General features: G+C 37.0%; 19 protein-coding genes. 16 read left to right on the forward strand and 3 right to left on the reverse strand.

Going from position 1 to position 23,231, the window contains the following annotated elements; genetic code table 11:
• Positions 1-5 precede the first annotated feature (5 nt).
• The 7 genes from KHA95_RS08790 to KHA95_RS08820 all read left to right on the forward strand — a co-directional run bounded on the left by KHA95_RS08790 (position 6) and on the right by KHA95_RS08820 (position 6,853).
• Positions 6-959 (forward strand): substrate-binding domain-containing protein, encoded by a 954-nt coding sequence (locus KHA95_RS08790; protein WP_213137128.1) that lies wholly within the window; start codon positions 6-8, stop codon positions 957-959.
• 23 nt (positions 960-982) lie between these two features.
• The gene (locus KHA95_RS08795; protein WP_213137129.1) at positions 983-1,411 is read left to right on the forward strand and encodes an RbsD/FucU family protein; all 429 of its coding nucleotides are present in this window, start codon (positions 983-985) and stop codon (positions 1,409-1,411) included.
• Positions 1,412-1,440: 29 nt separating this feature from the next.
• Positions 1,441-2,736: a cupin domain-containing protein gene (locus KHA95_RS08800; protein ID WP_213137130.1), complete on the forward strand. Its 1,296-nt coding sequence runs from the start codon at positions 1,441-1,443 to the stop codon at positions 2,734-2,736.
• 132 nt (positions 2,737-2,868) lie between these two features.
• The gene (locus KHA95_RS08805) at positions 2,869-4,359 is read left to right on the forward strand and encodes an FGGY-family carbohydrate kinase (protein ID WP_213137131.1); all 1,491 of its coding nucleotides are present in this window, start codon (positions 2,869-2,871) and stop codon (positions 4,357-4,359) included.
• Positions 4,360-4,413: 54 nt separating this feature from the next.
• A complete protein-coding gene (locus tag KHA95_RS08810; RefSeq protein WP_213137519.1) occupies positions 4,414-5,277 on the forward strand; it encodes an L-ribulose-5-phosphate 3-epimerase in 864 nt (287 codons plus the stop codon).
• On the forward strand, positions 5,270-5,983 hold the full coding sequence (araD, locus tag KHA95_RS08815) for an L-ribulose-5-phosphate 4-epimerase AraD (protein ID WP_213137520.1): 714 nt from the start codon (positions 5,270-5,272) through the stop codon (positions 5,981-5,983). Before KHA95_RS08810 ends, araD begins: the two co-directional genes overlap by 8 nt.
• A gap of 297 nt (positions 5,984-6,280) precedes the next feature.
• A complete protein-coding gene (locus KHA95_RS08820; RefSeq protein ID WP_213137132.1) occupies positions 6,281-6,853 on the forward strand; it encodes a Uma2 family endonuclease in 573 nt (190 codons plus the stop codon).
• A gap of 604 nt (positions 6,854-7,457) precedes the next feature.
• Here the strand turns inward: KHA95_RS08820 and KHA95_RS08825 are convergent.
• The gene (locus tag KHA95_RS08825; RefSeq protein ID WP_213137133.1) at positions 7,458-8,540 is read right to left on the reverse strand and encodes a GntR family transcriptional regulator; all 1,083 of its coding nucleotides are present in this window, start codon (positions 8,538-8,540) and stop codon (positions 7,458-7,460) included.
• A gap of 330 nt (positions 8,541-8,870) precedes the next feature.
• On the opposite strand from KHA95_RS08825, the gene KHA95_RS08830 reads away from it, so the two are divergent.
• The 4 genes from KHA95_RS08830 to KHA95_RS08845 all read left to right on the forward strand — a co-directional run bounded on the left by KHA95_RS08830 (position 8,871) and on the right by KHA95_RS08845 (position 14,290).
• Positions 8,871-10,493: a xylulokinase gene (locus KHA95_RS08830; protein ID WP_213137134.1), complete on the forward strand. Its 1,623-nt coding sequence runs from the start codon at positions 8,871-8,873 to the stop codon at positions 10,491-10,493.
• A gap of 2 nt (positions 10,494-10,495) precedes the next feature.
• Complete coding sequence (locus tag KHA95_RS08835) at positions 10,496-11,191, forward strand: L-ribulose-5-phosphate 4-epimerase (protein WP_213137135.1); 696 nt, start codon at positions 10,496-10,498, stop codon at positions 11,189-11,191.
• A 51-nt stretch (positions 11,192-11,242) separates the two neighbouring features.
• Complete coding sequence (gene araA / locus KHA95_RS08840; RefSeq protein ID WP_213137136.1) at positions 11,243-12,667, forward strand: L-arabinose isomerase; 1,425 nt, start codon at positions 11,243-11,245, stop codon at positions 12,665-12,667.
• A gap of 228 nt (positions 12,668-12,895) precedes the next feature.
• A complete protein-coding gene (locus KHA95_RS08845; protein WP_213137137.1) occupies positions 12,896-14,290 on the forward strand; it encodes a sugar porter family MFS transporter in 1,395 nt (464 codons plus the stop codon).
• A gap of 145 nt (positions 14,291-14,435) precedes the next feature.
• On the opposite strand, the gene KHA95_RS08850 is transcribed toward KHA95_RS08845, so the two are convergent.
• On the reverse strand, positions 14,436-15,641 hold the full coding sequence (locus KHA95_RS08850; protein ID WP_213137138.1) for a 2-methylaconitate cis-trans isomerase PrpF family protein: 1,206 nt from the start codon (positions 15,639-15,641) through the stop codon (positions 14,436-14,438).
• A 563-nt stretch (positions 15,642-16,204) separates the two neighbouring features.
• On the opposite strand from KHA95_RS08850, the gene KHA95_RS08855 reads away from it, so the two are divergent.
• From KHA95_RS08855 to KHA95_RS08870, 4 genes are all read left to right on the forward strand, one after another.
• Complete coding sequence (locus tag KHA95_RS08855; RefSeq protein WP_213137139.1) at positions 16,205-16,984, forward strand: ABC transporter ATP-binding protein; 780 nt, start codon at positions 16,205-16,207, stop codon at positions 16,982-16,984.
• Entirely contained in the window at positions 16,981-17,829 is an 849-nt protein-coding gene (locus tag KHA95_RS08860) for an ABC transporter permease (RefSeq protein WP_213137140.1), read from the forward strand. Before KHA95_RS08855 ends, KHA95_RS08860 begins: the two co-directional genes overlap by 4 nt.
• A gap of 23 nt (positions 17,830-17,852) precedes the next feature.
• Positions 17,853-18,875, forward strand: a complete 1,023-nt coding sequence (locus KHA95_RS08865) for an ABC transporter substrate-binding protein (protein ID WP_213137141.1) — start codon at positions 17,853-17,855, stop codon at positions 18,873-18,875.
• A 69-nt stretch (positions 18,876-18,944) separates the two neighbouring features.
• The gene (locus tag KHA95_RS08870) at positions 18,945-20,063 is read left to right on the forward strand and encodes an AbrB family transcriptional regulator (protein WP_213137142.1); all 1,119 of its coding nucleotides are present in this window, start codon (positions 18,945-18,947) and stop codon (positions 20,061-20,063) included.
• Positions 20,064-20,600: 537 nt separating this feature from the next.
• On the opposite strand, the gene KHA95_RS08875 is transcribed toward KHA95_RS08870, so the two are convergent.
• Positions 20,601-21,476, reverse strand: coding sequence for a LysR family transcriptional regulator (locus tag KHA95_RS08875; RefSeq protein ID WP_213137143.1), 876 nt, complete (start codon positions 21,474-21,476; stop codon positions 20,601-20,603).
• A gap of 184 nt (positions 21,477-21,660) precedes the next feature.
• Between KHA95_RS08875 and tcuA the strand changes: the two genes are divergently transcribed.
• Positions 21,661-23,175, forward strand: coding sequence for an FAD-dependent tricarballylate dehydrogenase TcuA (gene tcuA / locus KHA95_RS08880; RefSeq protein WP_213137144.1), 1,515 nt, complete (start codon positions 21,661-21,663; stop codon positions 23,173-23,175).
• Positions 23,176-23,231: the final 56 nt, after the last annotated feature.

The raw sequence follows: 23,231 nt of genomic DNA on the forward strand, positions 1-23,231 counted from the left end.
AAATTATGAAAAAATTATTTAAATTATTATTTGTAATTTCATTAATCGCATCAGTATTAGTTGGGTGTTCTACTGGATCTGAAGGAAACAAAAATGAATCTTCAGGTGGAGATAGTAAGACAACAGGAAAAATTGGATTTTCAATTTCTACATTAAATAATCCATTCTTTGTATCAATGGCTGACGGAGCAAAAGCAAAAGCTAAGGAATTAGGAATTGAATTAAAAATTGTTGATGCAGGAAACGATACAGCTAAACAAAGTACGGATATTGAAGACTTAATTACTTCAGGTGTTGATGTTTTAATCGTAAATCCAGAAGATTCAGCAGCAGTTGGCCCTGCAATTCAAAGTGCTATTGATAAAGGTATTAAGGTAATTGCGGTGGATAGAACTGTTGAGGGTGCAACAGTTGATACGTATATTGGAACAGATAATGTAAAAGCAGGAGAAGCGGTTGGCGAGGAACTTTTAACGATACTTGAAGAAGGAACTGATATCGCTATATTAGAAGGTGTTCCCGGAGCATCAAGCGCTATTGATAGACATCAAGGATTTTTAAATTCATTAAAGGGCAATGTAAATATTGTAGCATCACAAACAGCTAACTATGATAGAGCTGAAGGTATGACAGTAACAGAGAATATTCTTCAAGCAAACCCAAATATTAAAGCTATTGTTGCTGCTAATGATGAAATGGCACTAGGTGCGATTGAAGCGATCATTTCATCAAATAAAAAGCCTGGTGAAGATATCATCGTAACAGGTTTCGATGCAGGGGAAGACGCAATTAACTCAGTTAAGAAAGGTACAATGTTATTTACTGTGGAACAACAAACAGTAAAAATGGGCGAATTAGCTGTTGAAAATGCTTTAAAAATGATTAATGGCGAAGAATATGAAAGTGAAGTTCCAATTGATGTAACCCTATTGGATATCAAAGCACTTGAAAATCAATAAGAATACAATTCGAGGCGATAACAATGTTAAAGAAGATTTCTAATATCATTCCTCCAGATTTGATGAAATATATGATGGAAATGGGACATTCAGATAGACTGGTAATTTCCGATGCAAACTTTCCCGCTCAGTCAAATTCAAAAAGATACATTGAAGTTTGCGGTGTTAAGACAGATGAGTTATTAGAAGCGATCTTGGAATTTTTCCCATTAGATAATTTCATAGATTACCCCGTAATCTTAATGAAAAACCGTGAATCTGAGCCGGTTCCAGAAGTGTGGGAGAACTACCGATCAATTATTAAAGAAAATGATACAGAAGAATCATTTACTGAATTCTATTTTGAAGAGCGACTTGATTTTTATGAAGCGGCAAAAACAGCATATTGTGTTGTTCAAACTACTGATACTAGGAGATATGCTAATATCATCATCCAAAAAGGAGTTTGCTGATTTTCTCAAAGTATAAGGGAGCGTATGGAATGAAAAAACTATTTATTGAAGCACAAAATGCTTTAACTCAACAATTAGAAGAAGCATCCAAGAATGATAATTTAGTAGTAAAAAATGTAATACATGATGAAGCAACTATTAAAGAAGTTTTTGAAAAAGGCGAGGGCATTTTCAGATTACTCCCTTCATTTGTTCCGAGGAGATTCGGTAAAGCTGGACGTAGATTGAAGTTACATCCGGATGATTACTTTGCATATGGTATGAAACGCGGTTCAATTACTGAACGTTGGCTTTCTTCCACAATCGCTGCACAAAATGGTGAAGATGCCAAAGCTGATGAAGGACTAAGTTATGTAAGCGTTGATTATTCTACTGATGATAAATTTTCTTTAAAAGAAGCAATCGAAGTTCTTGGAGAGGATATAGTCGGTAAGGAATTGATGGATAAATATAATGGATGGCCAATGTATTCGAAATTCTTCGATAATATGAACCCGCTGTTCCACCATTTGCATTTATCTTTTAAGGATGCTGCGAAAGTAGGTAAATTAGGTAAACCTGAGGCATATTATTTTCCAAAGCAAATGAATAATCATACAGGTGAAGCAAATTATACCTATTTTGGATTTGATCCAGATGTTGATCTAAATGAAATAAAACAAAGATTGTCGAATTTTAAAGATGATGATACAAGGATTACTGAGCTATCTCGCGCATATCGAGTGGAGCTTGGTACAGGATGGTATACTCCCGAAGGAGTAATACATGCACCTGCATCAGTATTGACTTATGAACCACAGTGGAACTCAGATGTAAACTCTGTTTTTGAAAATATTGTCTCAGGAGAAGTATATCCACCTGAAATGTTAGACGAAGAGTTGCCTCCTGAAGAACAGGGAAATGTTGATGCAGTTCTAAATTTATTAGACTGGGAAAAGAACGTAGACCCACACTATAAAAAACGCTACTTTAGAAAACCGATTATAGAGGTAGATAACAGTAAATATTGCCAAAAATGGATTACGTATGGCAATGACTTCTTTGCTGCTAAAGAATTGACTGTTAATCCTAGTGAATCAATTACTATTAAAGACAACGCAGCTTATGGATGCATTATTATACAAGGACACGGTAAGTTTGGTGTTTATGATGCTGAATCACCAACGTTGCTTCGTTTTGGACAACAGAGTTCCGATGAATTTTACGTATCTGAAAAGGCAGCAACAGAAGGAGTAACTATTACAAATAATAGTAAAGTAGAACCTTTAGTTATATTAAAACATTTTGGTCCAAATTGTCCAAATGTCCCTTCAGTTGAACAATAAATTTTATTCTGAATAATAGAAGTATTTATAGCTAATAGGTAAGTAAAATTATCTATTAGCTATAATTAAATAGTGGGAAGTACATTGCCGGAAGTTGCGGATAAAAGTTTAGTGTAATAGTGGGGTGATAGTATGCAAGAGTTATTTATAGTAATTGATAATGGTGGAACTAATATTAAGACGGTTTTAATTGATCTTGCGGGAAATCAAATTGAAAAAGTATCATTTTCAACTCCGAGAATTGAAAATGAATTTGATTTTAGAGAAGTAGATATGAACGTGATTTGGGATAATATAGCATTATCCATTAAAGAATTAATAACGAAGGCTAATGTATTAAAGGAGCATATTGTCGGTGTAGCAACAGTGGGACATGGAAAAGGATTATATTTACTGGATAAAAACGGAGATCCCGTTAGAAACGGAATATTATCCACAGATAATAGGGCAAGTTCCTTAGTAATGCATTTAAAACAGAAAACAAATGAAATAAATATGCAACCAATATTAAGTTCACAAGCACCAGTTTTACTGCGGTGGTTAAAGGAAAATGAAAAAGATAATTATTTAAAAACAGAACATATATTATCTGCAAAAGATTATGTTCGTTATAAATTAACAGATAAAGTATATACAGATTATTCAGATGCATCTAGTAATAATCTAATGGATATTAACAAAAAAGAATATGACCAAGAGATCTTTAAATTTTTTGAAATTACTGAGTTATACAGCAAAGTGCCGGAAATTGTTAATTCAACCGATATATGTGGGCATATCACAGAAAAAGCAGCTAATGAAACAGGACTACCAGTTGGGATTCCTGTTATCGGGGGTATGTTTGATATTGATGCAAGTGCCTTATCAACAAATGTATTAAGTACCGATTATATTAGTGTAACTGCTGGGACATGGAGTATTAACGAGTATCTTGCAGTAGAACCTGTTGAAAGTAATAATAATATATTAAATTCTATTTTTGTAGATAATAATTATTATTTAATTGAAAGCTCGAGTCCTACATCAGCGGGGAATTTAGATATTATAATTGATTGTTTTGTAAATAAAGAATTTACAAAGATGCCAATCTCTCGTAGTGAAATTTATCAATTAATTGCTAAGAACTTGAAGGATACGGATTCTGAAACAACAAATACAATATTTTTGCCGTTTTTATATGGAAGTAATGATCATCCTGATGCTAAAGGATGTTTTATTGGATTAGATAGTACATTAAATTTCACCCAAATGGTTAGAGCAGTTTATGAAGGTGTTGCATTTTCCCATAGATATCATTTGGAAAAGTTATTAGAACAAAAAAGAACACCGACAAAAGGGATTCGCTTAGCAGGCGGCATAGTGAATTCCGATATATGGGTACAAATATTAGCAGATGTTTTAAAATATCCTATTGAAATTGTGGAATCCAAAGAATTAGGTGCTTTAGGTGGGGCAATAGCATTATCAGTTGGTCTTAACTATTTTGATTCTTTTTCTGAAGCGGCAGCTAGTATGACGAAAATTAAAAAGGTTTTTTATCCCAATAGTAAAGAATCCAATAAGTATGATGAAAAATATGCTAAATATAGCAAAATTATTAGTAGCTTAAATAATATTTGGTAGAGGCGACTGGAACCAAAATAATTTTGTGAAATAGAGGTGTCAAATGTGACGGTAATGGGGATTTACGAAAAGGCTCTTCCGAAAGATATTGATTGGAAGCAAAGACTACAATTTGCCAAAGATCTTGGATTTCAATTTGTAGAAATGTCAATTGATGAATCTGATGAACGTCTAGCGAGACTTGATTGGAATAAAGACCAAATCAAAGAAGTAAGAAACGCTATTGATGAAACAGGAGTATATATTTTTTCTATTTGCTTAAGTGGCCATAGAAGATTTCCTTTTGGATCAAAGGATTCGAAAAAAAGGGAAATTGCTATGGAAATGATGAGAAAGTGTGTGAACTTAGCTGTTGATTTAGGGGTCCGGAACATTCAATTGGCGGGTTACGATGTATATTATGAAGATAAGACAGATTTGAGTCGCGAGTATTTTATTGAAAACTTACGAGAAGCGGTTACAATCGCTAGTGAAAAGCAAGTCATGTTATCGATTGAAATCATGGATGATCCTTTTATTAATTCGATTACTAAATTTAAGCAAATTAAAAAACAAATTCCTTCACCATGGTTACAAGTATATCCAGACATTGGTAATTTATCTGCATGGCCAGAAAACAATGTCGGTTATGAACTAGAATTAGGTATTGATAACATTGTAGCAGTTCATATAAAGGATACGATAAAAGTATCTGATAATTTTCCGGGGAAATTCAAAGATGTGCCTTGGGGAGAAGGAGATGTAGACTTTTTAGGAACTCTCAAAACACTCAAACGATTAAACTATAATGGAACATTTTTAATAGAAATGTGGAGCGAAAAAGAAGACGATCCTGTGAAAGCTATTCAGAGTGCACAAGAATATTTATACCCAATACTAGAGGAGGCAGGTTATGAGCCTAAAAGAACAAATCATTGATGAAATGAAAGAGCGTGTATTTAAGGCCAATCTTCAATTGCCTAAATGGGGTTTAGTTAAATTAACTTGGGGAAATGTTAGTGAAATTAATAGAGATCATGAAATTATTGTCATTAAACCTAGTGGAGTAGATTACTCAACAATGAAGAAAGAAGATATGGTTGTCACTGATTTAGATGGAAACATTATTGGTGAAAATAGCTTAAGACCATCTTCAGATCTTGCGACACATGTTGAGTTATATAAAAACTTCAAGGGAATTGTTTCTGTGGTGCATACACATAGTGCAAATGCTGTTTCTTGGGCTCAATCTGGAAGAGATTTACCTGTATATGGAACTACCCATGCAGATGCATTTTATGGGACGGTGCCTAATACTCGGCAATTAACCCAAAAAGAGGTTGAAGAAGCTTATGAATTAAATACTGGTAAGGTAATAGTTGAAACATTTAATGAGAGATCAATTGATGCAATGGCTGTACCAGGTGTACTAGTTAATGGACATGGCCCATTCACATGGGGTTCATCAGTAACAAAAGCAATCGAACATAGTCTTATTCTTGATGAAGTGTGTTCAATGGCGCAAGCAACAGAAAATATAATGATTAATAGTAATGAACTTCCACAATATATATTAGACAAGCATTACTATAGAAAGCATGGTGCAAATGCTTATTATGGTCAATCGAAGTCATTTTCAAAATAAGTAATATAATCTACCATACAAATTTCTATTTTTCAAAGGAAAATTCATTTGAAAATTTTTATAATAGGTATAAGTATGGTGTCATTTTATGGATTTTTGGAGCATATATTGAGCACTTGATTCGTCAAGTGGCTCTTTTTTTATTTTTTTTCTAACTAGTATAATTGCACAATTGATAGTATTTTATTAACCATGTCTTGAAAAATTCAGGATTTTTTAAAGTGTCTGTTTTATTTTTCGTAAGGGCTTTTAATATGATAAAATAAAGGGAAATATATATTTCTTAGGAGTGAAGAAATGAATCTCTATCGAAGCGACCGTATTTCTGTTAAGGATTATTTCGAAATAAGGGAGAAGAGCGAAGAACTACTTGAGTATATCGATGGATTTGTTTATATGTCACCTTCACTCTCGATTATGCATCAAAGAATTTCGGGAAATCTATATATCAAGTTCAGGACCTTTCTTGAAGGGAAACAATGTGAGGTATTCCATGCCCCAGTTGATATTGAATTAAAAAGTGAAATAATGGATGGGACAAAAATTGTGATTCCCGACCTGAGTATCATATGTGATAAAAGCGGGTTAACTGATTCAAAATATATCGGAGTTCCCGGACTCATCGTAGAAATCCTAAGCCCATCTAATCAAACCCATGATTTAATCACAAAATTAAATCTATATATGGCTTATGGTGTTCAAGAATATTGGATTGTGAATCCAATGTTGAGTTCGGTATCGATCTATTCTTTAAATGAGGAAAAGTTGTATATACAACACGATCTGAGAACGGAAGAAGGAAACGTCACATCGCAGTTTTTGAAAGGCTTTCAAGTTGACTTAAAAGAAATTTTTCAAGGTAATCATTAATAAACAGATATGGTGCGAGCGCTCCACAAAAGGATTGCTCGAATTTCTATTTGGGACTACCCAGCGGGCGTTAAATTTCACTGATTTCTTCGGCACACGAGCAAGAAGTAGTATTGCAGATGATTTTTAAAGAAGGGGCTGTCCTAGAAGTAAGAATAGCCCCTTTTTATGCACAGGTAGTTATCCAATTCCTCCTAATAGCCTATTTACGTCATTTTAGTCATTCGAACTGCATCCGAACTGCATCCGATTGCCCTTCTCCCATAGAAAGTCTTCAATACGGGCATTCGAGACACGTTCGAATTCCCCTTTTCGTCAATAAGCCCACGATACGGGCATTCGAGACACGTTCGAATTCCCCTTTTCGTCAATAAGCCCACGATACGGGCATTCGAGACACGTTCGAATTCCCCTTTTCGTCAATAAGCCCACGATACGGGCATTCGAGACACGTTCGAATTCCCCTTTTCGTCAATAAATCCACGATACGGGCATTCGAGACACGTTCGAATTCCCCTTATCAGCAATAAATCATCAATAGGGGCAATCGAGCGCACGATGTTTACCAAAAGACCAATTAGTATTACCTTTTAGACAGCCCCTATTAAAGTGTTTTTATCGTCTCGCCTTCCACAAACACTGGTTGATAATAGGTTTCGTTTGGAAGATCTTTCTTTCCTTGTAATTTTTTAATGATCCAATCCGCAGCGTCACGCCCCATTTGTTCTTGTGGGTGTGTTAATGTCGTTAGTTTTGGATTAACATTTTGGACAATATAAGAGTTATCTTGGCCAATAATGGATAATTCCTCTGGAACAGAAATATTGAGTTGGCTGCAAACATTTGCTACTTCCAACCCTACCTCATCGTTATAGCAAACAATTGCTGTCAATGTATCCCTATTTTCCTTTAAAAACCCCTTTAAGTTTGTGTACAAATCTAGCTTTGTCTCTGTATCAAACGTAAGCACATGCTCTGGTTGAAATGGTAGTTTTGCTTCTCCAAGCGCTTTTATATACCCCTTCATTCGATACTTACCTTGTAAATCATCCATTTTTGCAATGAGTCCAATTTGTGTATGTCCTTTCGATATAAATTCTTTTGTTGCAAGATAACTGGACTGGACATCATCGAGGCAAAAGAAAGGAACATCTAATTCTTCATAATGAGCATTGATCATGATGAAAGGAACATCCTGTTCCTTGAACGATAGGTAGTATGCAATATTTGGATTGAATAGATTACTTTTCGTTGGTTCTACAATCAAACCATCTACGCCAAATGACAACATCATTTCCAGTGCCTTTTTTTCTTGTTGGACATCATTATTTGTACTAGCTAATAGTAGCGAAAAGTTATCCTCATTCAATCTTCCCTCAATTCCTCGAATGATGGAAGGGAAAATATAATCAGAAATATACGTGGTGATTACACCGATTGTCTTATTGGTGGATTGTCCGCTTGATTTTGATTGATATTGGTCACTGACATACGTACCGGAACCTTTTTCGCTTTTTAGGAAACCTTCGTTTGATAGTTCCAAAATAGCCTTTCGAACTGTGTGACGGCTAAATTTATACATTTTCTGTAAGGCGTATTCAGTAGGGATTTTTTCACCTATGCTGTATTCTCCAGAGAGAATTTTACTTTTTATATCATCAATGATGACCTGATATTTTGGTTTCATACAAATCACTTCTCTCAACGTTGTTCAATAATAAGTTGTACGCACATAATGTTTATATGGTGATATTTTACCATGATTTAGAGGTGATTAAAAGATTTTGCATTATAAACGAACAACTCACAAAAAAATGAATGCCTTTTTGTTGTAAACCTTGGCATTACTAAATTGGAGGAAATCGAGAGATTTATAAAGTTTTATACGCATAGGTTTTTTATCATTGACAAATTGTACGTACAAAAATATACTAAAGGTGTAGATAATCGATAAAGGAGTTAGCTCTTTCGATTATAGATATTAAAAATCGTTATTGGAAGGGTGGGTAATTAGGGAATGAACGATGAAAATATTAAACAAGCGATTACCAACGGCGAAACTTCGCTTGGGATTGAATTAGGATCGACACGAATCAAGGCTGTGTTAATTAATAATCGTTTTGAAACAATCGCATCTGGAAGTTACGAATGGGAAAATCGTTTAGAAAATGGTTTTTGGACGTATAACTTAGTAGATATTATCACTGGACTACAAACGGCTTATAGTGAACTGAAACAAGAGGTCGAGAGGATGTATGGAATCACCATTCGAACGATTGGTTCCATTGGTATTTCAGCAATGATGCACGGGTATATGGCTTTTGACAACACTGGTGAGCTACTTGTTCCGTTTCGGACATGGCGAAACTCAACAACCGGTGTTGCAGCAAAGAAATTAACGAATGAATTTCAATTTAATATTCCTGAGCGATGGAGCATTGCCCACCTTTATCAAGCGATATTAAATGAAGAAAAGCATTTGCCGCGCATTGATTATATGACAACTTTAAGTGGGTACATACACTGGTTACTGACTGGTAAAAAAGCAATTGGTATTGGGGATGCATCAGGCATGTTCCCAATCGATGAATCAAAGCAAGATTACAATGAATCAATGATTAAGCAGTTTGATGATTTAACAGCAGACAAAGCTTTTTCTTGGAAGTTAAAAGATATTCTTCCGAAAGTCTGCATATCGGGTGAACAAGCAGGTGCATTAACCGAAATTGGGGCTAAAATTTTAGACCGATCAAAAAATTTACAATCGGGCATTCCTATTTGTCCGCCAGAAGGCGATGCTGGCACGGGAATGGTTGCTACTAACAGTGTAAGGAAACGGACTGGAAACGTCTCCGTAGGAACTTCCGTTTTTGCCATGATTGTTTTAGAGAAAGAACTTTCAAAAGTTTATCCAGAAATTGATTTAGTAACAACTCCAAATGGCAGTCCAGTTGGAATGGTTCACGCGAATAATTGTTCAAGTGACCTAAATGCTTGGTTGGGATTGTTCCGTGAATTTTATGAGGCAATGGGGCAAAAGATTAATACAAATCAATTATTTGAAGTGATGTTAAATAAATCTTTGGAAGCGGACCCAGATGGTGGTGGTTTGCTGAGTTATGGATATTTATCTGGTGAATATATTACTGGATTAGATGAAGGACGACCATTATTCGTTCGCTCACCTGAGAGTCGTTTCAATTTGGCAAACTTTATGCGAACTCATCTATATACTGCATTTGGTGCTTTGAAAATCGGTATGGATATTTTAACGAGGGAAGAAAATATTGAGATCGATCGTATTTTGGCTCACGGTGGATTATTTAAAACACCTGTTGTTGGGCAAAAAGTTGTCGCCGCAGCCATGAATACTCCGGTTTCAGTTATGTCCACAGCCGGAGAAGGCGGGGCGTGGGGAATGGCGATTCTTGCCGGCTATATGTTGAATAAAGATCAAAATGAAAGTTTAGAAGATTTTCTAGACAAAAGGGTCTTTGAAGGCGTTGATGGACAAGAAATGTATCCTGATGATTTTGATGTTAAAGGCTTTGAGAAGTTTATCGATCGTTATAAAAAAGGATTGATGATTGAAAAGGCTGCTGTGGATCATTTGAATTTAAATGAAAATCCGGAGGGATAAATGTGTTAGAACAACTAAAGGAAGAAGTGTTTCAAGCAAATTTAGAATTACCTAAACAAGGACTCGTGAAATATACATGGGGAAATGCTAGTGCCGTTGATCGTGAAAGTGGTTTATTCGTAATCAAACCAAGTGGGGTTGATTACGAAACGATGAAAGCGAGCGATATGGTCGTTGTTGATTTAGATGGCAATGTTGTTGAAGGAGGGTTAAGACCTTCATCAGATACAGCGACTCACGCAGTCCTTTATAAGCATTACCCAGAAATTGGCGGCATCGTGCATACTCACTCCACTTGGGCGACAATTTGGGCTCAGGCAGGCCTTGATCTGCCCGCAATGGGGACGACTCACGCAGACACATTTTATGGTTCCGTTCCTTGTGCCCGCTTCTTGACACAAGAGGAAATTGATCGCGGTTATGAAGCAGAAACGGGAAATGTAATTATCGAAACATTTGAAGAACGCGGGTTAGATATATTAGCAGTTCCTGGTGTTTTACTGCATGGTCATGCCCCATTTACATGGGGAAAAGATGTAAAATCTGCGGTAATGAATAGTGTCGTACTTGAAGAAGTTTCAAAAATGAATATATTTACACGAGAATTAAATCGTTATGCACAGGAATTGCCGCAAAATATTCTAGATAAACATTATTTACGAAAACACGGAAAAAATGCTTATTATGGTCAAAAATAATCACAACTCTAGCAAACTATCTTACTGTTAAATAAAGAAAAGAGGGCTAATATGTTAACAACAGAAAAAAAGGAATTTTGGTTTGTCGTCGGATCACAGCATTTATATGGGGAAGAAGCACTAGCGGAAGTTAAAGCACACGCGCAAACGATGACAGATGCATTAAATGAAAGCGGAGTTTTGCCTTATCCACTTGTATTGCAAGATTTAGCAGTTAGTGCAGATAAAATTACAAGCATCATGAAAGAAGTTAACTATCGTGATGAAGTCGCAGGTGTTATCACTTGGATGCATACGTTCTCACCCGCAAAAATGTGGATTCGCGGAACAAAATTATTGCAAAAACCATTACTGCATTTAGCAACACAATTCAATGAGAGTATTCCTTGGTCAACAATTGATATGGATTTTATGAATCTAAACCAAGCTGCACACGGTGATCGCGAATATGGGTTTATCAATGCTCGTTTGAATAAACAAAATAAAGTTGTAGTCGGTTACTGGGAGCGTCCTGGAGTGCAACAAAAGATTGCACAATGGATGGACGTAGCGGTTGCTTATAACGAAAGCTTCAACATCAAGGTCGCTCGATTTGGGGACAACATGCGTAATGTTGGCGTGACCGAAGGCGATAAAATTGAAGCACAAATTCAATTTGGATGGACAGTTGATTACTTTGGAATTGGCGATCTTGTCCAATATGTGAATGAAGTGACAGAACAAGAAGTTGAAGATTTAATAGCAGAATATGCAGATCTTTATGAATTTGATTATGGTACTTACAGCAAGGAAGATTGGGAAGCTAGTGTAAAAGTACAAGCAAGTTATGAAATCGCTATTAAACGTTTCCTTGATGCTGGCGGCTACAATGCCTTCACAACGAACTTCGAAGATTTATATGGAATGAAACAGCTTCCTGGTCTTGCAGTCCAACGCTTGATGGCACAAGGGTACGGTTTTGCAGGTGAGGGAGATTGGAAAACGGCGGCACTCGATCGTTTACTTAAGGTGATGAGCCATAACCAATCAACTGGTTTTATGGAAGATTACACATATGAATTAGCTGAAGGACAAGAGGCCATACTTCAATCCCATATGCTTGAAGTGGATCCTACCTTGGCAAGCAACAAACCGAAAATAATCGTATCTCCATTAGGTATTGGTGACCGTGAGGATCCGGCACGTTTAGTATTTGACGGAAAAGCGGGAGATGGTATCGTTGTTTCAATGGCTGACTTTGGGACAAATTACAAACTATTAATCAACGAGGTTTCTGCATTTGAGCCAACTGCTCCAGCTCCAAAGCTTCCCGTCGCCCGTGTTCTTTGGGAAGTAAAGCCAAACTTTCAGGATGGGGTTAAAGCTTGGATTGAGAATGGCGGCGGTCACCATACCGTTGTTTCATTGAATTTAACAACAGACCAAATTATTACTTATGCAAAACTTGTTGGTTTGGAATACGTAGTAATTAAGTAATCTCTTTTTCCTCCAAGGAGACTCTGTTTCCTAGGAGGAGATTCCAAAAAAATAGAATCATGATCCTTTTATACATAAAATAAGCGTGATCATCGTTTTTGAACGAAGATAAATGTTTTTTTATGGAAAATAAAGCCATAGAATTCATCCGATTTGGTACAAATAATCTGCATATTGAAATCGTTTTAATTTTTGCTGGAAATATAAAACATCAAGGTGGGAACTTTAATGAGAAATGAAAAGAAAATCCCAAGTGGATTCATTTATTTTTTTGGAGCGTTTGGAGGCATTCTCTTCGGTTATGATATCGGCGTTATGACGGGTGCTTTGCCTTTTTTACAAGTTGATTGGAATCTTCAGGATAACCCTACTGCGATTGGCTGGATAACTTCTTCGTTGATGTTAGGAGCTATTTTTGGAGGGGCCTTAGCTGGACAACTTTCTGACCGTTTAGGACGTCGCAAAATGATTTTAATATCCGCTATCATTTTTGCAGTTGGGTCTGTTATGGCAGGAGTATCCCCTCATAATGGAATCCTATTTATGATTGTTTCACGGGTTTTATTAGGATTGGCTGTTGGTGCTGCTTCTGCGCTGGTCCCAGCGTATATGTCAGAAATGGCGCCTGCCCGTTTACGCGGACGTCTGTCAGGAATTAACCAAACGATGATTGTTTCTGGAATGTTGCTTTCGTACATTGTTGCTTATTTATTAAAAGACTTGCCGGGAACAATTGCATGGCGGTTGATGCTTAGTTTAGCTGCCCTACCAGCTTTTATCCTATTTATTGGTGTGTTAAAGTTACCTGAATCACCACGCTTTTTAATTAAGAACAATAAAATCGATGAGGCTCGTAGAGTTTTGGGCTATCTTCGCCCTAATAAAGAACAAATTGATGCTGAAATCAAACAAATTCAAGATGCTGCCAAAGATGAGGCAAAGGCAAATCAAAAAGCCTCATGGGGTACACTCTTAAGTGGTAAATATCGTTATTTAGTCATTGCGGGTGTGGGTGTTGCTGCTTTTCAACAATTCCAAGGTGCAAATGCCATTTTTTATTACATTCCTTTAATTGTGCAAAAAGCAACAGGAAATGAAGCTAGCTCAGTATTGATGTGGCCAATTATTCAAGGGGTTATTCTCGTACTAGGTTCATTATTATTCTTAATGATTGCTGATAAATTTAATCGCCGTACATTATTAACCGTAGGCGGAACGATTATGGGGCTATCCTTTATTTTGCCGGCAATATTGAATTTACTAATTCCTAATGCAAGTCCGATGATGATCGTTGTTTTTTTAAGTATTTATGTAGCCCTTTATTCATTTACGTGGGCTCCTTTAACTTGGGTTATCGTTGGAGAAATTTTCCCGCTTATCATTCGCGGGCGTGCTTCAGGATTAGCTTCATCATTTAACTGGATTGGTTCTTTCTTGGTTGGATTGCTATTTCCAATTATGACTGCCACGATGGCTCAAGAAGCTGTTTTCGCCATCTTCGGTGCCATCTGCTTACTAGGTGTATTATTTATTAGGACATGCGTGCCTGAAACTCGAGGCCGTACTTTAGAGGAAATTGAAAAGATTGGAGAAAGTAGACAAACTAAGGAAAAATGTGCGTAAATCGACCTATGAAGTTTTGAATTGAAATATTAATTGGTACGGACATATCTAAGATTGAGCAAATAAAAACAAACATGATTTTGTACTCCCCCCTAATGAAAATGGGGGGATTTTTTTGTTATCTGATCCCTTCTTAATATCGTAATTATATAGAAGAGATTGAATCAAGCAAAACTGGTTTTTCTATTTTCTGAGCGTTAATCAAAGAGATAGGAACGTAAGCAAAGCCATCCATGATTCTTCTAGCCGTTCTTCCGATTGCGGCCCGCGATACATTCCAATTTTCATCACTTTTCGTTACTGTTGCTTCCGTATAGATGACCCCAGAAGGATGGCCAATTCTAATTCCGCGGATAGAGGATACTGCAAGTTGATTTGGTATTGTCCCACTAATTTGAGCAGCGGTTGCTAGAGCGATCGCCCCGCTTACCGCAAAAGCTCGATGTAAATTTCCCATTGAAATATAGCGAGAAGTAATATCAATGCTTTCTGCGAGGATTTTTTTGTTATTTATATTTACATAATCTTGCGGTTTTGCAACCAATGCAATTTTTGGCAGGGCATGACTTGTTGGCGTTACAGCTTCGTAATTTGTTATAATCCCCGATAAAATACCTGCTTTCACCCGAATTGCTTCTAATGTATTTAATAAAAGTTCATTATTATTTATCTCATCCGGCAATTCGATTCCTTGCACTCCAACATCTTCCGCGCGTACAAAAACAAGAGGATTAACGGAGTCTATGATTGACACTTCGAAATGCTGGCCATCAGGTAAATGAATGATATCGATTGGTCTCGATGTCGGTAATGTTTTTCCTGTATATGTGCCGCCTGAATCCAAAAAGTTTAACATGATTTTAGGTGAAAAACCAGGTACCCCATCAATTTTAAAATCACCGTCATATTGGATTTGTCCATTCTTTACCGGGATTTCCACAATGATCATTTTCCTTGTATTTGTATTATAAACTTGAACATTTGTGACTGGATCAAAGGGTGATAAATATCCTTCTTCAAGTGCATAGAGACCAACGGCCGTAGCCATATTCCCGCATGTTGCTTGATAGTCGACCATATTGCGATCAATGCTTACTTGTCCAAAGGTGTAATCAATATGGGCGCCAGGTCGGGAAGGAGGGCTCACTAATCCTAACTTACTTGTTAGCGATGTTCCGCCGCCAAGCCCATCAATTTGGCTTGAATCTGGACTACCGTATATACGTAAAATGATTTGATCACGAAGTTTTGGATCGATAGGTAGATCAATTGAACGTAAAATTAATCCTTTACTTGTTCCTCCGCGCATAATCGTTGTGGGAATTCGGCATTGCTGTAAATATCGATTCAACACACTCACCCTCCTACTTATTCTGTTAATAGTGTGAAGTTAGTGTAAATGAGCAAAAGGAATAAATAAAATAGATCAATTTTATGCCCTTCGATAAATAAAATTTATGAATATGGTGTGATCCCAGTCTTTAAAAGGATTTATTGATCGTGGGGATCTGATAAATCCGATTATTCAAATTATTTATGGCCATTATAAATTTTTTTGATTTTAAAAAGCCTTTTTCATATGTTAACTTAATGATACTTCAATCATTGAGAACGCATACACACTTAATATAAGTTGAATTTAAGATTATTATCTAAATGTTTTTTAAACAGATGCATACCTAGTTGATTGGAATGAAAGGCGTATTTTAAGGAACGCAATCAATGGTGTTACTTTCTGCCTGTATACGTTATTTAATTTAACTTATATAGAATGAAGAGTAGAAAGGTCTTATGTGACTTCCTAATTAATGGATAATAAGATATAGTATCTATTAATCTATTTTTGCTAATCTGAAAATTTTAAAAGCGATTTGCACAAGATCTTCTAAAATACGACAGAAAGAAGGGAAGAAGATGAGATTTATCCAATTTGCTAATGTATCAAAACAATTTGAAAGAAATGATGAGACATTTTGGGCTACGCGCAATATTAATTTGGAAGTTGAAAAAGGAGAATTTCTAACTGTTATCGGTCCAAGTGGTTGTGGAAAATCAACCCTTTTGAATATGTGTGCCGGCATTATGGAGGCAACGGAGGGAACCATTATTTACGATGGGAAACAAGTAGAAAAAGTCAATACGAAAGTCGGTTATATGACACAAAAAGATAATTTGCTCCCATGGCGCTCAGTGACGAAAAATGTAGAGTTAGGTCTAGAAATACAAGGGGTTAGCCGTAAAGAGCGAGAAAAAACAGTCAGGCGCTATATTGAAATGGTCGGTTTAGATGGATTTGAAAACCATTATCCACAGGAGCTCTCAGGTGGAATGAGGAAGCGGGTTAGTTTGGCGCAATTATTAGCATATAATCCAGAGACATTATTACTTGATGAACCCTTCGGTGCTCTAGATGCCCAGCTACGGTTAATTATGCAAGATAAATTATTAGACATTTGGAAGGAAACAAAGAAGACAATTATTTTTGTTACTCACGATTTAGATGAGGCTGTAACATTAGGGGATCGTGTAGCTGTTTTTAGTAAACGACCAGGTACAATTAAGTTGATGGAGAAAATTAATATACCTAGACCAAGAGATGTGTATAACTTGCGACTAACGAACGAATTTATGAAGGCTCATGCAACACTTTGGAATGCCTTGAAAGATGAATTTGAATTGGAGGTAAGCAAATGAGCACAGAAAATGTTTCAACACAAACAGTCGTTTTTGAAGGAAAAAGGAAGGCTATTAGCAATAAAAAGAAAAGGTTACGCGCTGAATTTTATAAATTAACGATGATCCGCTTATGTATATTAGTTTCTACATTACTCATTTGGGAATTTGTATCAGGAAGATTCGTTGATAAGTTTTGGATAAGCTCTCCAACCGATATAATGAAAGCGCTTTATGGGTGGGCGGTAAGTGGAGAATTGCTTTTCCATCTTTCAATCACCGTCCAAGAAACGATTTTTGGATTCATCCTAGGTGCATTGCTTGGAGGAATTGTTGGCTTTGTATTAGGTAGATGGACATATGGTGCAAAAATATTTGAACCGTTTATTATGTCTTTGTATAGCTTGCCAAAGATTGCGTTAGCTCCATTATTTATTCTTTGGTTCGGTATTGGGATTGAAATGAAAATACTATTAGCAGCGATCACTGTATTTTTCTTAGTTTTTATTAATACATTCGCTGGTGTAAGAAATGTGGAAAAGGAGTTATTAGAAAATATTCGTATTATGGGTGCGTCAGAAAGACAAATTACCTTCAAAGTGGTCCTGCCGTCTGCTTTAACTTGGATTTTAATTGGTCTTAGAACATCAGTACCATATGCCCTTATAGGAGCGGTAGTTGGGGAAATCACCGCCTCTAACCGAGGAGTCGGGTACTTGATTCAGTTCTCTGCCGGTCAATATGATACGGGAGGTACATTTGCCGCTTTAATTGTTCTTATGCTTTTTGCTATCTGCTTAAATTTTACGATTACCTCCATTATCGAGAAGCGTTTTCTCCGTTGGAAAACACAAAATTCTAACTAATTAGCTGAATGAGGAGAGATGAAATGAGAAAATTACCAGTACTTATGATGTTGATATTAGCGAGTCTACTTTTATTATCTGCTTGTAATTCTAAAAATTCTTCATCTGCCAATGCGGAGGGAAAACAAAAAGTAACGATTACTCAATCGACTTCAAGCTTATTATTTACACCTATTTACATTGCACAAGGGAAAGGTTTTTTCGAGGAGGAAGGCCTTGATGTAGAAGTGTCGATCGCTGGTGGTTCCACAAATGTTCTTTCGGCCGTCGTCGGTGGTGGAGCTGAGATTGGTGCAACAGGCTTATCCGTCGTAATGGATGTAAATAAAAAAGGACAAGAGGTTCAGGCTTTTGCTTCGTTAATTAATCAATATGCATCGAATGTCGTTATACATAAGGATATTGCCAATAAGCTAGGAATTACTGAAAACTCACCGATTGAAGATAAAATTAATGCATTAAAAGGGCTAAGCATTGGGGTAACGGCGCCTGGTGGCGGAAGCGATCGATTAGTTCGCTATTTACTAAAAAGTCAAAATCTCAATCCAGATAAAGATGCGACGATTGTTCCCCTCGGAAAATCAGAAGCGGTTTTGCCTGCGTTCATGAACAACCAAATTCAAGCATTTGCCTTTTCTTCACCGACATCTGAACAGGCAGCTGCTACGGATAATGGGATGCTATTAATTAACTTATCTAAAGGTGAGGTTAATGATTTGGATGGTTTTGCACATAGTACACTATTAGCGAAGAAAGATTATATTGATAAAAATCCTGAAATCATCCAAAAGGTGACAAATGCGATTGCCAAAGCAGAGAAATATATTATGGAAAACAAAGAAGAGGCGAAAGAAGAATTAAGGAAATCATTTGATAAGCTTGAGCCAGAAATATTTGAGGCCTCGTTTGAAAATAATTTCGACGCATTTGCCAAAACACCGATCATTACAAAAAGCGGTTTTGATATGAATGTCGAGTTTGAGGGAATTGATGTTTCATATGAAAAGGTTGTAAACAATCAATTTGCGGAAGAAGCAAGTAAATAATCATTTAGATAGCCTTCCCCTTATAGGGGTGGGCTATACGAATGTCAAAATGGAAGAAGGGTAACGTGGGTGCAAAGTAAAAAACTCACTCAAATTATATTTTTTTTACTAAGCGGGTTATCAGGATACCTCTTTTCTTTAACGGGAATCTCAATAGGATGGATGGTTGGTTCTTTATTTGCGGCAGGAATATTATCGGTTTGGAGGCCAAGTTGGCTCATAAAAGATGTAAATGCAGCTATCATTCCGAAACAGTGGATGTTTTTCGGGCAATGGATTTTAGGCGTTGAATTAGGTCAGAAAATTAATACGAATGTTTTAAATATCTTTATGGAAAATTGGCTTTTTGTATGCATTATTTTACTTGTCTCTGTACTATTTTCTTTGTTGTCTGGCATGATCTTATGGCGATTCAGCCAAACCGATATGCTTACAAGCTTAATAGGAACAGCACCAGGAGGTATTTCTTATTTGCCAGTTTTTGCGGAAGAAGTCGGAGCAAATATTGCAACGGTCAGTATTATTCAAATTGTCCGTGTTTTACTCGTTATTGGCACGATGCCTTTTTTAGTATTCTATTGGACTTCCAATCATTATATCGGTGCGATGAATGAGCAGACAGCGATTGTTTCTTTCGCACTCCCAGAAGCTAGCTTGATCATATGGACTGTAATCATCGTACTAGTAGCCGCGGGTGGCTCTTTTTTAGCGAGATTTTTAAAATTGCCAACTCCGTGGTTATTAGGGAGTATGGTAATCATCGCTTTATTGCAAACGGTTAGCTTTGGGCCTGCTGGAGGTGAAATATGGTGGCCATCCTCAATCCTTATATTATCGCAAATAATGATCGGAACGAGTATCGGGTCTCGACTGAATAAACAATTATTCGTCGGGCTAAAGCGAATATTGTTAGTCAGCTCGCTTAGTTCGATCGTTTTAATCATTGTGATGGTCCTATGTGCTACGCTCGTTTCAAAATTAACGGAGATTAGTTGGATTACGGCGATTTTAGCATTTGCTCCAGGAGGAATTGCGGAAATGGCTGTTACCGCTGTGACCCTGAATGCGGATTCTACCTTTGTTGTCGCGGTTCAAGTTTTGCGAATTGCCGTTGTTATTATGCTGCTGCCACCTCTATTCCAATTAGTAGAACGTAAGCTATCGAAAAGCAAGCAAACAATTGTTTAAAAGGAGGGGGCTGTCCAGAAAGTAGGTGAAAACTGACTTTCTGCGATAGCGCCTTTTTTTATGTATGGAGATATAAAGAATGATTACATCAATGAAAAATTCGAACGATGTCACCGATCTGTTACTTTACGTTCCGGCGCACGCATTCCGCGGACATGGCTTGAGCCTCCTCAGTCGCTGTGCGCCTTGCGGGTCTCAAGGCTCATGTCATTCCCGCAGGAGTCAGCGCCTGCACTGCAAGCAACAACTAGCAAGCGGCTAGAATGCTGGAACATTAATCAATGAAAATAGAGGAGACGACCAAATCGTTCATTTTACGCAACAGATGATCTCTTGGAACAACTAAATCATCATATAGGGACTGAAAATCATTGATTGTAGTTTTTGAATCATCGTATCTACCGATTTTAAATGCATACGGTAATCATCCCTTTTTTAATCCTGTCTCCATTAGCATGAATAGATCCTGAATTAGGAGGACTTATTGGACAGCCCCTTCTAATCGGTGTTCACAATAATATGTGAAAATGGTTCTTCTTATACAAGTATCCCTTTGTTTTGCAATGTCCTTTCCTCCATAAATTCTACGAATGCCTTTACAATTGATAATTCTAACGAGGATTCACGGAAAATAAGCCATGTCTTTCTCGTAAAATCTTCATCTGAAGAAATTTCATATGTATGTACATCATGCAAACCTTTTAAAGAAATGCTCGGTAAGATGGCGTAGCCAAGCCCGTTGATGACCATTTCCCTGCACGTTTCCAACCGATCTAGCTCCATTGTTATATTTGGAGGTGAATCATATCTTTTTTCCCACCAACGATCAATTAATGTTTTAAGCGAACGATCTGTCTTATAATTAATTCTTCGTAAGGAAGGCAACTCGTCTAAATTAATTTTATTTTTGGACACGATACATACCTTCTCCTCGTCAAGTAAATACTTTTTTCCTTGCCAATTGTAATTCCCGCGTATAATCCCCACATGTGCATCTTCCTTTTGCAGCATTTGGTTAATTTCAAAGCTCCATCCTGTTTTCAAAACAATTTCAATATCGGGGTATTTTTCCAAAAAGCTGCTTAAAATTTCAGGAAGCTCATAACGAGCAAATACACTAGCAACACCTAATCTCAATGTCCCTCTCATCTGATTGTCCAAGTTTTCGAGATGTTCTTTTGTTTTCCTTAGTTCCGCTTGCATCTTTGCCGCGTATTGAACAAGATATTCTCCTTCAGCGGTAAATTCAACCCCTTTTTTTCCTCTAAGAAGAATATTTACACCAAATTCTTCCTCCAATTGTTTAATGCGATATGTTAATGCTGGTTGAGAAATATAAAGTTGCTCAGATGCTTTTGTAATATTATGTTCTTTATAAATCGTTTGTAAGATAATCCAATCTTTCTCATCCATCTCAACACCCCACTCTGAAAATTGATTCTATTCTGTTTAATTAGTATATCATTTAGAGAGAGCGCATTCATCACTAACTATAAAATTTCTTTATGCTTGCATATAAAATATTGATATTTTATTTATTGATCCACACGTCTTAAAATAGATTTATAACGAGCCGATGAAAAGAGGGGGAGTATAAATGACAACACCAATAACCGATCATTATGATGTAATAGTAGTTGGAGCAGGAAACGCAGCGCTTTGCGCAGCCATTTCAGCGACAGAGCAAGGAGCCAATGTTCTCGTACTTGAAAAAGCCCCACGACATAAGCGCGGCGGAAATTCATTTTTCACCGACGGAGCGATTCGCTTTGCTTATAAAGGGATTGATGAGATGAGAAAGGTAATTCCAACTATTACAGATGAAGAAGCTAAGAAGATCGATCTGCCTGAATATAATGAAAGCGATTACTATGATGATTTAATGAGAGTGACAAATGGAAAAAGTGATTCAAAACTAGCTAATCTACTCGTTTCTAAATCTTACGAAACAATTGCTTGGATGCAAAATCACGGCATTGAGTTTGAGCTTAATTATGAGAACCAAGCATTTGAAAAGGAGGGGAAATACATATTTTGGGGAGGTCTACCTGTAAAGACGAATAATAAAGGAGTAGGGCTTGTAAAAAAACTAAATGAACGTGCGCAGGAGCTGGGAATTAAAGTTTGGTACGAATCGCAAGCGGTCAAACTAAACACGGACCAAAACAACATTACTTCCGTTGTTGTTCAACGAGGTGAGGAAACGGTGATCGTCAATACCGATAGTGTAATCTTGGCATGTGGTGGCTTCGAGGCGAACAAAAGAATGCGCAGTAAGCAAATGGGAGCTGAATGGGAATCGGCAATCGTCCGCGGAACGGAATATAACACTGGGGATGGATTATCGATGGCATTGGCCATTGGGGCACAAAAATATGGAGAATGGTCGGGAGGGCATTCGATTGGCACCGACTACAATGCGCCAAAGGTCGGTAATTTTAACAAGCCTGGCGATATTTATAAAAAGTCCTCTTTTCCATTAGGTTTATTAGTGAATAAAGATGGAGTTCGCTTTGTTGATGAAGGGGCGGATTTCCGCAACTATACGTATGCGAAATATGGAAGAGAAGTATTGAAGCAGCCTAACAATATGGCCTACCAGTTGTTCGATGCTCAAGTGCGCCCGATGCTGCGCAAAGAATATAATCTTGAAGAAGCAACGGTATATGAGGCAAATAGTTTAGAGGAATTGGCGGAGAAGATTGACATCAATAAGGAAGAATTTTTAAAAACAATACAGGAATATAATGAAGCTGTCCAAGATGGAACGTATAATCCAACGATTAAAGACCAGAAAGAAACACGGGGAATTACTCCACCAAAGAGCAACTGGGCATTACGCATAGATCAAGCGCCATATTATGCCTATCCGGTCACATGTGGCATTACATTTACTTTCGGTGGGTTAAAGATCGGTTCATCCGGAGAAGTACTTGATCAAAATGATGCGGCAATCGCTGGACTATATGCAGCTGGAGAAATGGTTGGCGGGCTTTTCTATGAAAACTATCCGGGTGGCTCGGGATTAATGTCAGGTGCAGTATTTGGAAAACTAGCCGGATCTTCTGCCGCTAAGTATTCTTTGGAAAAAAGAGGGGCAGTAACGATATAGCTTCATTATATATGAAAAGGAAGAGGTGAAAATTTTATTTTCACCTCTTCCTTGTT

It is taken from the genome of Bacillus sp. FJAT-50079, from assembly GCF_018343515.1.
GTDB lineage: Bacteria > Bacillota > Bacilli > Bacillales > Bacillaceae_C > Lederbergia.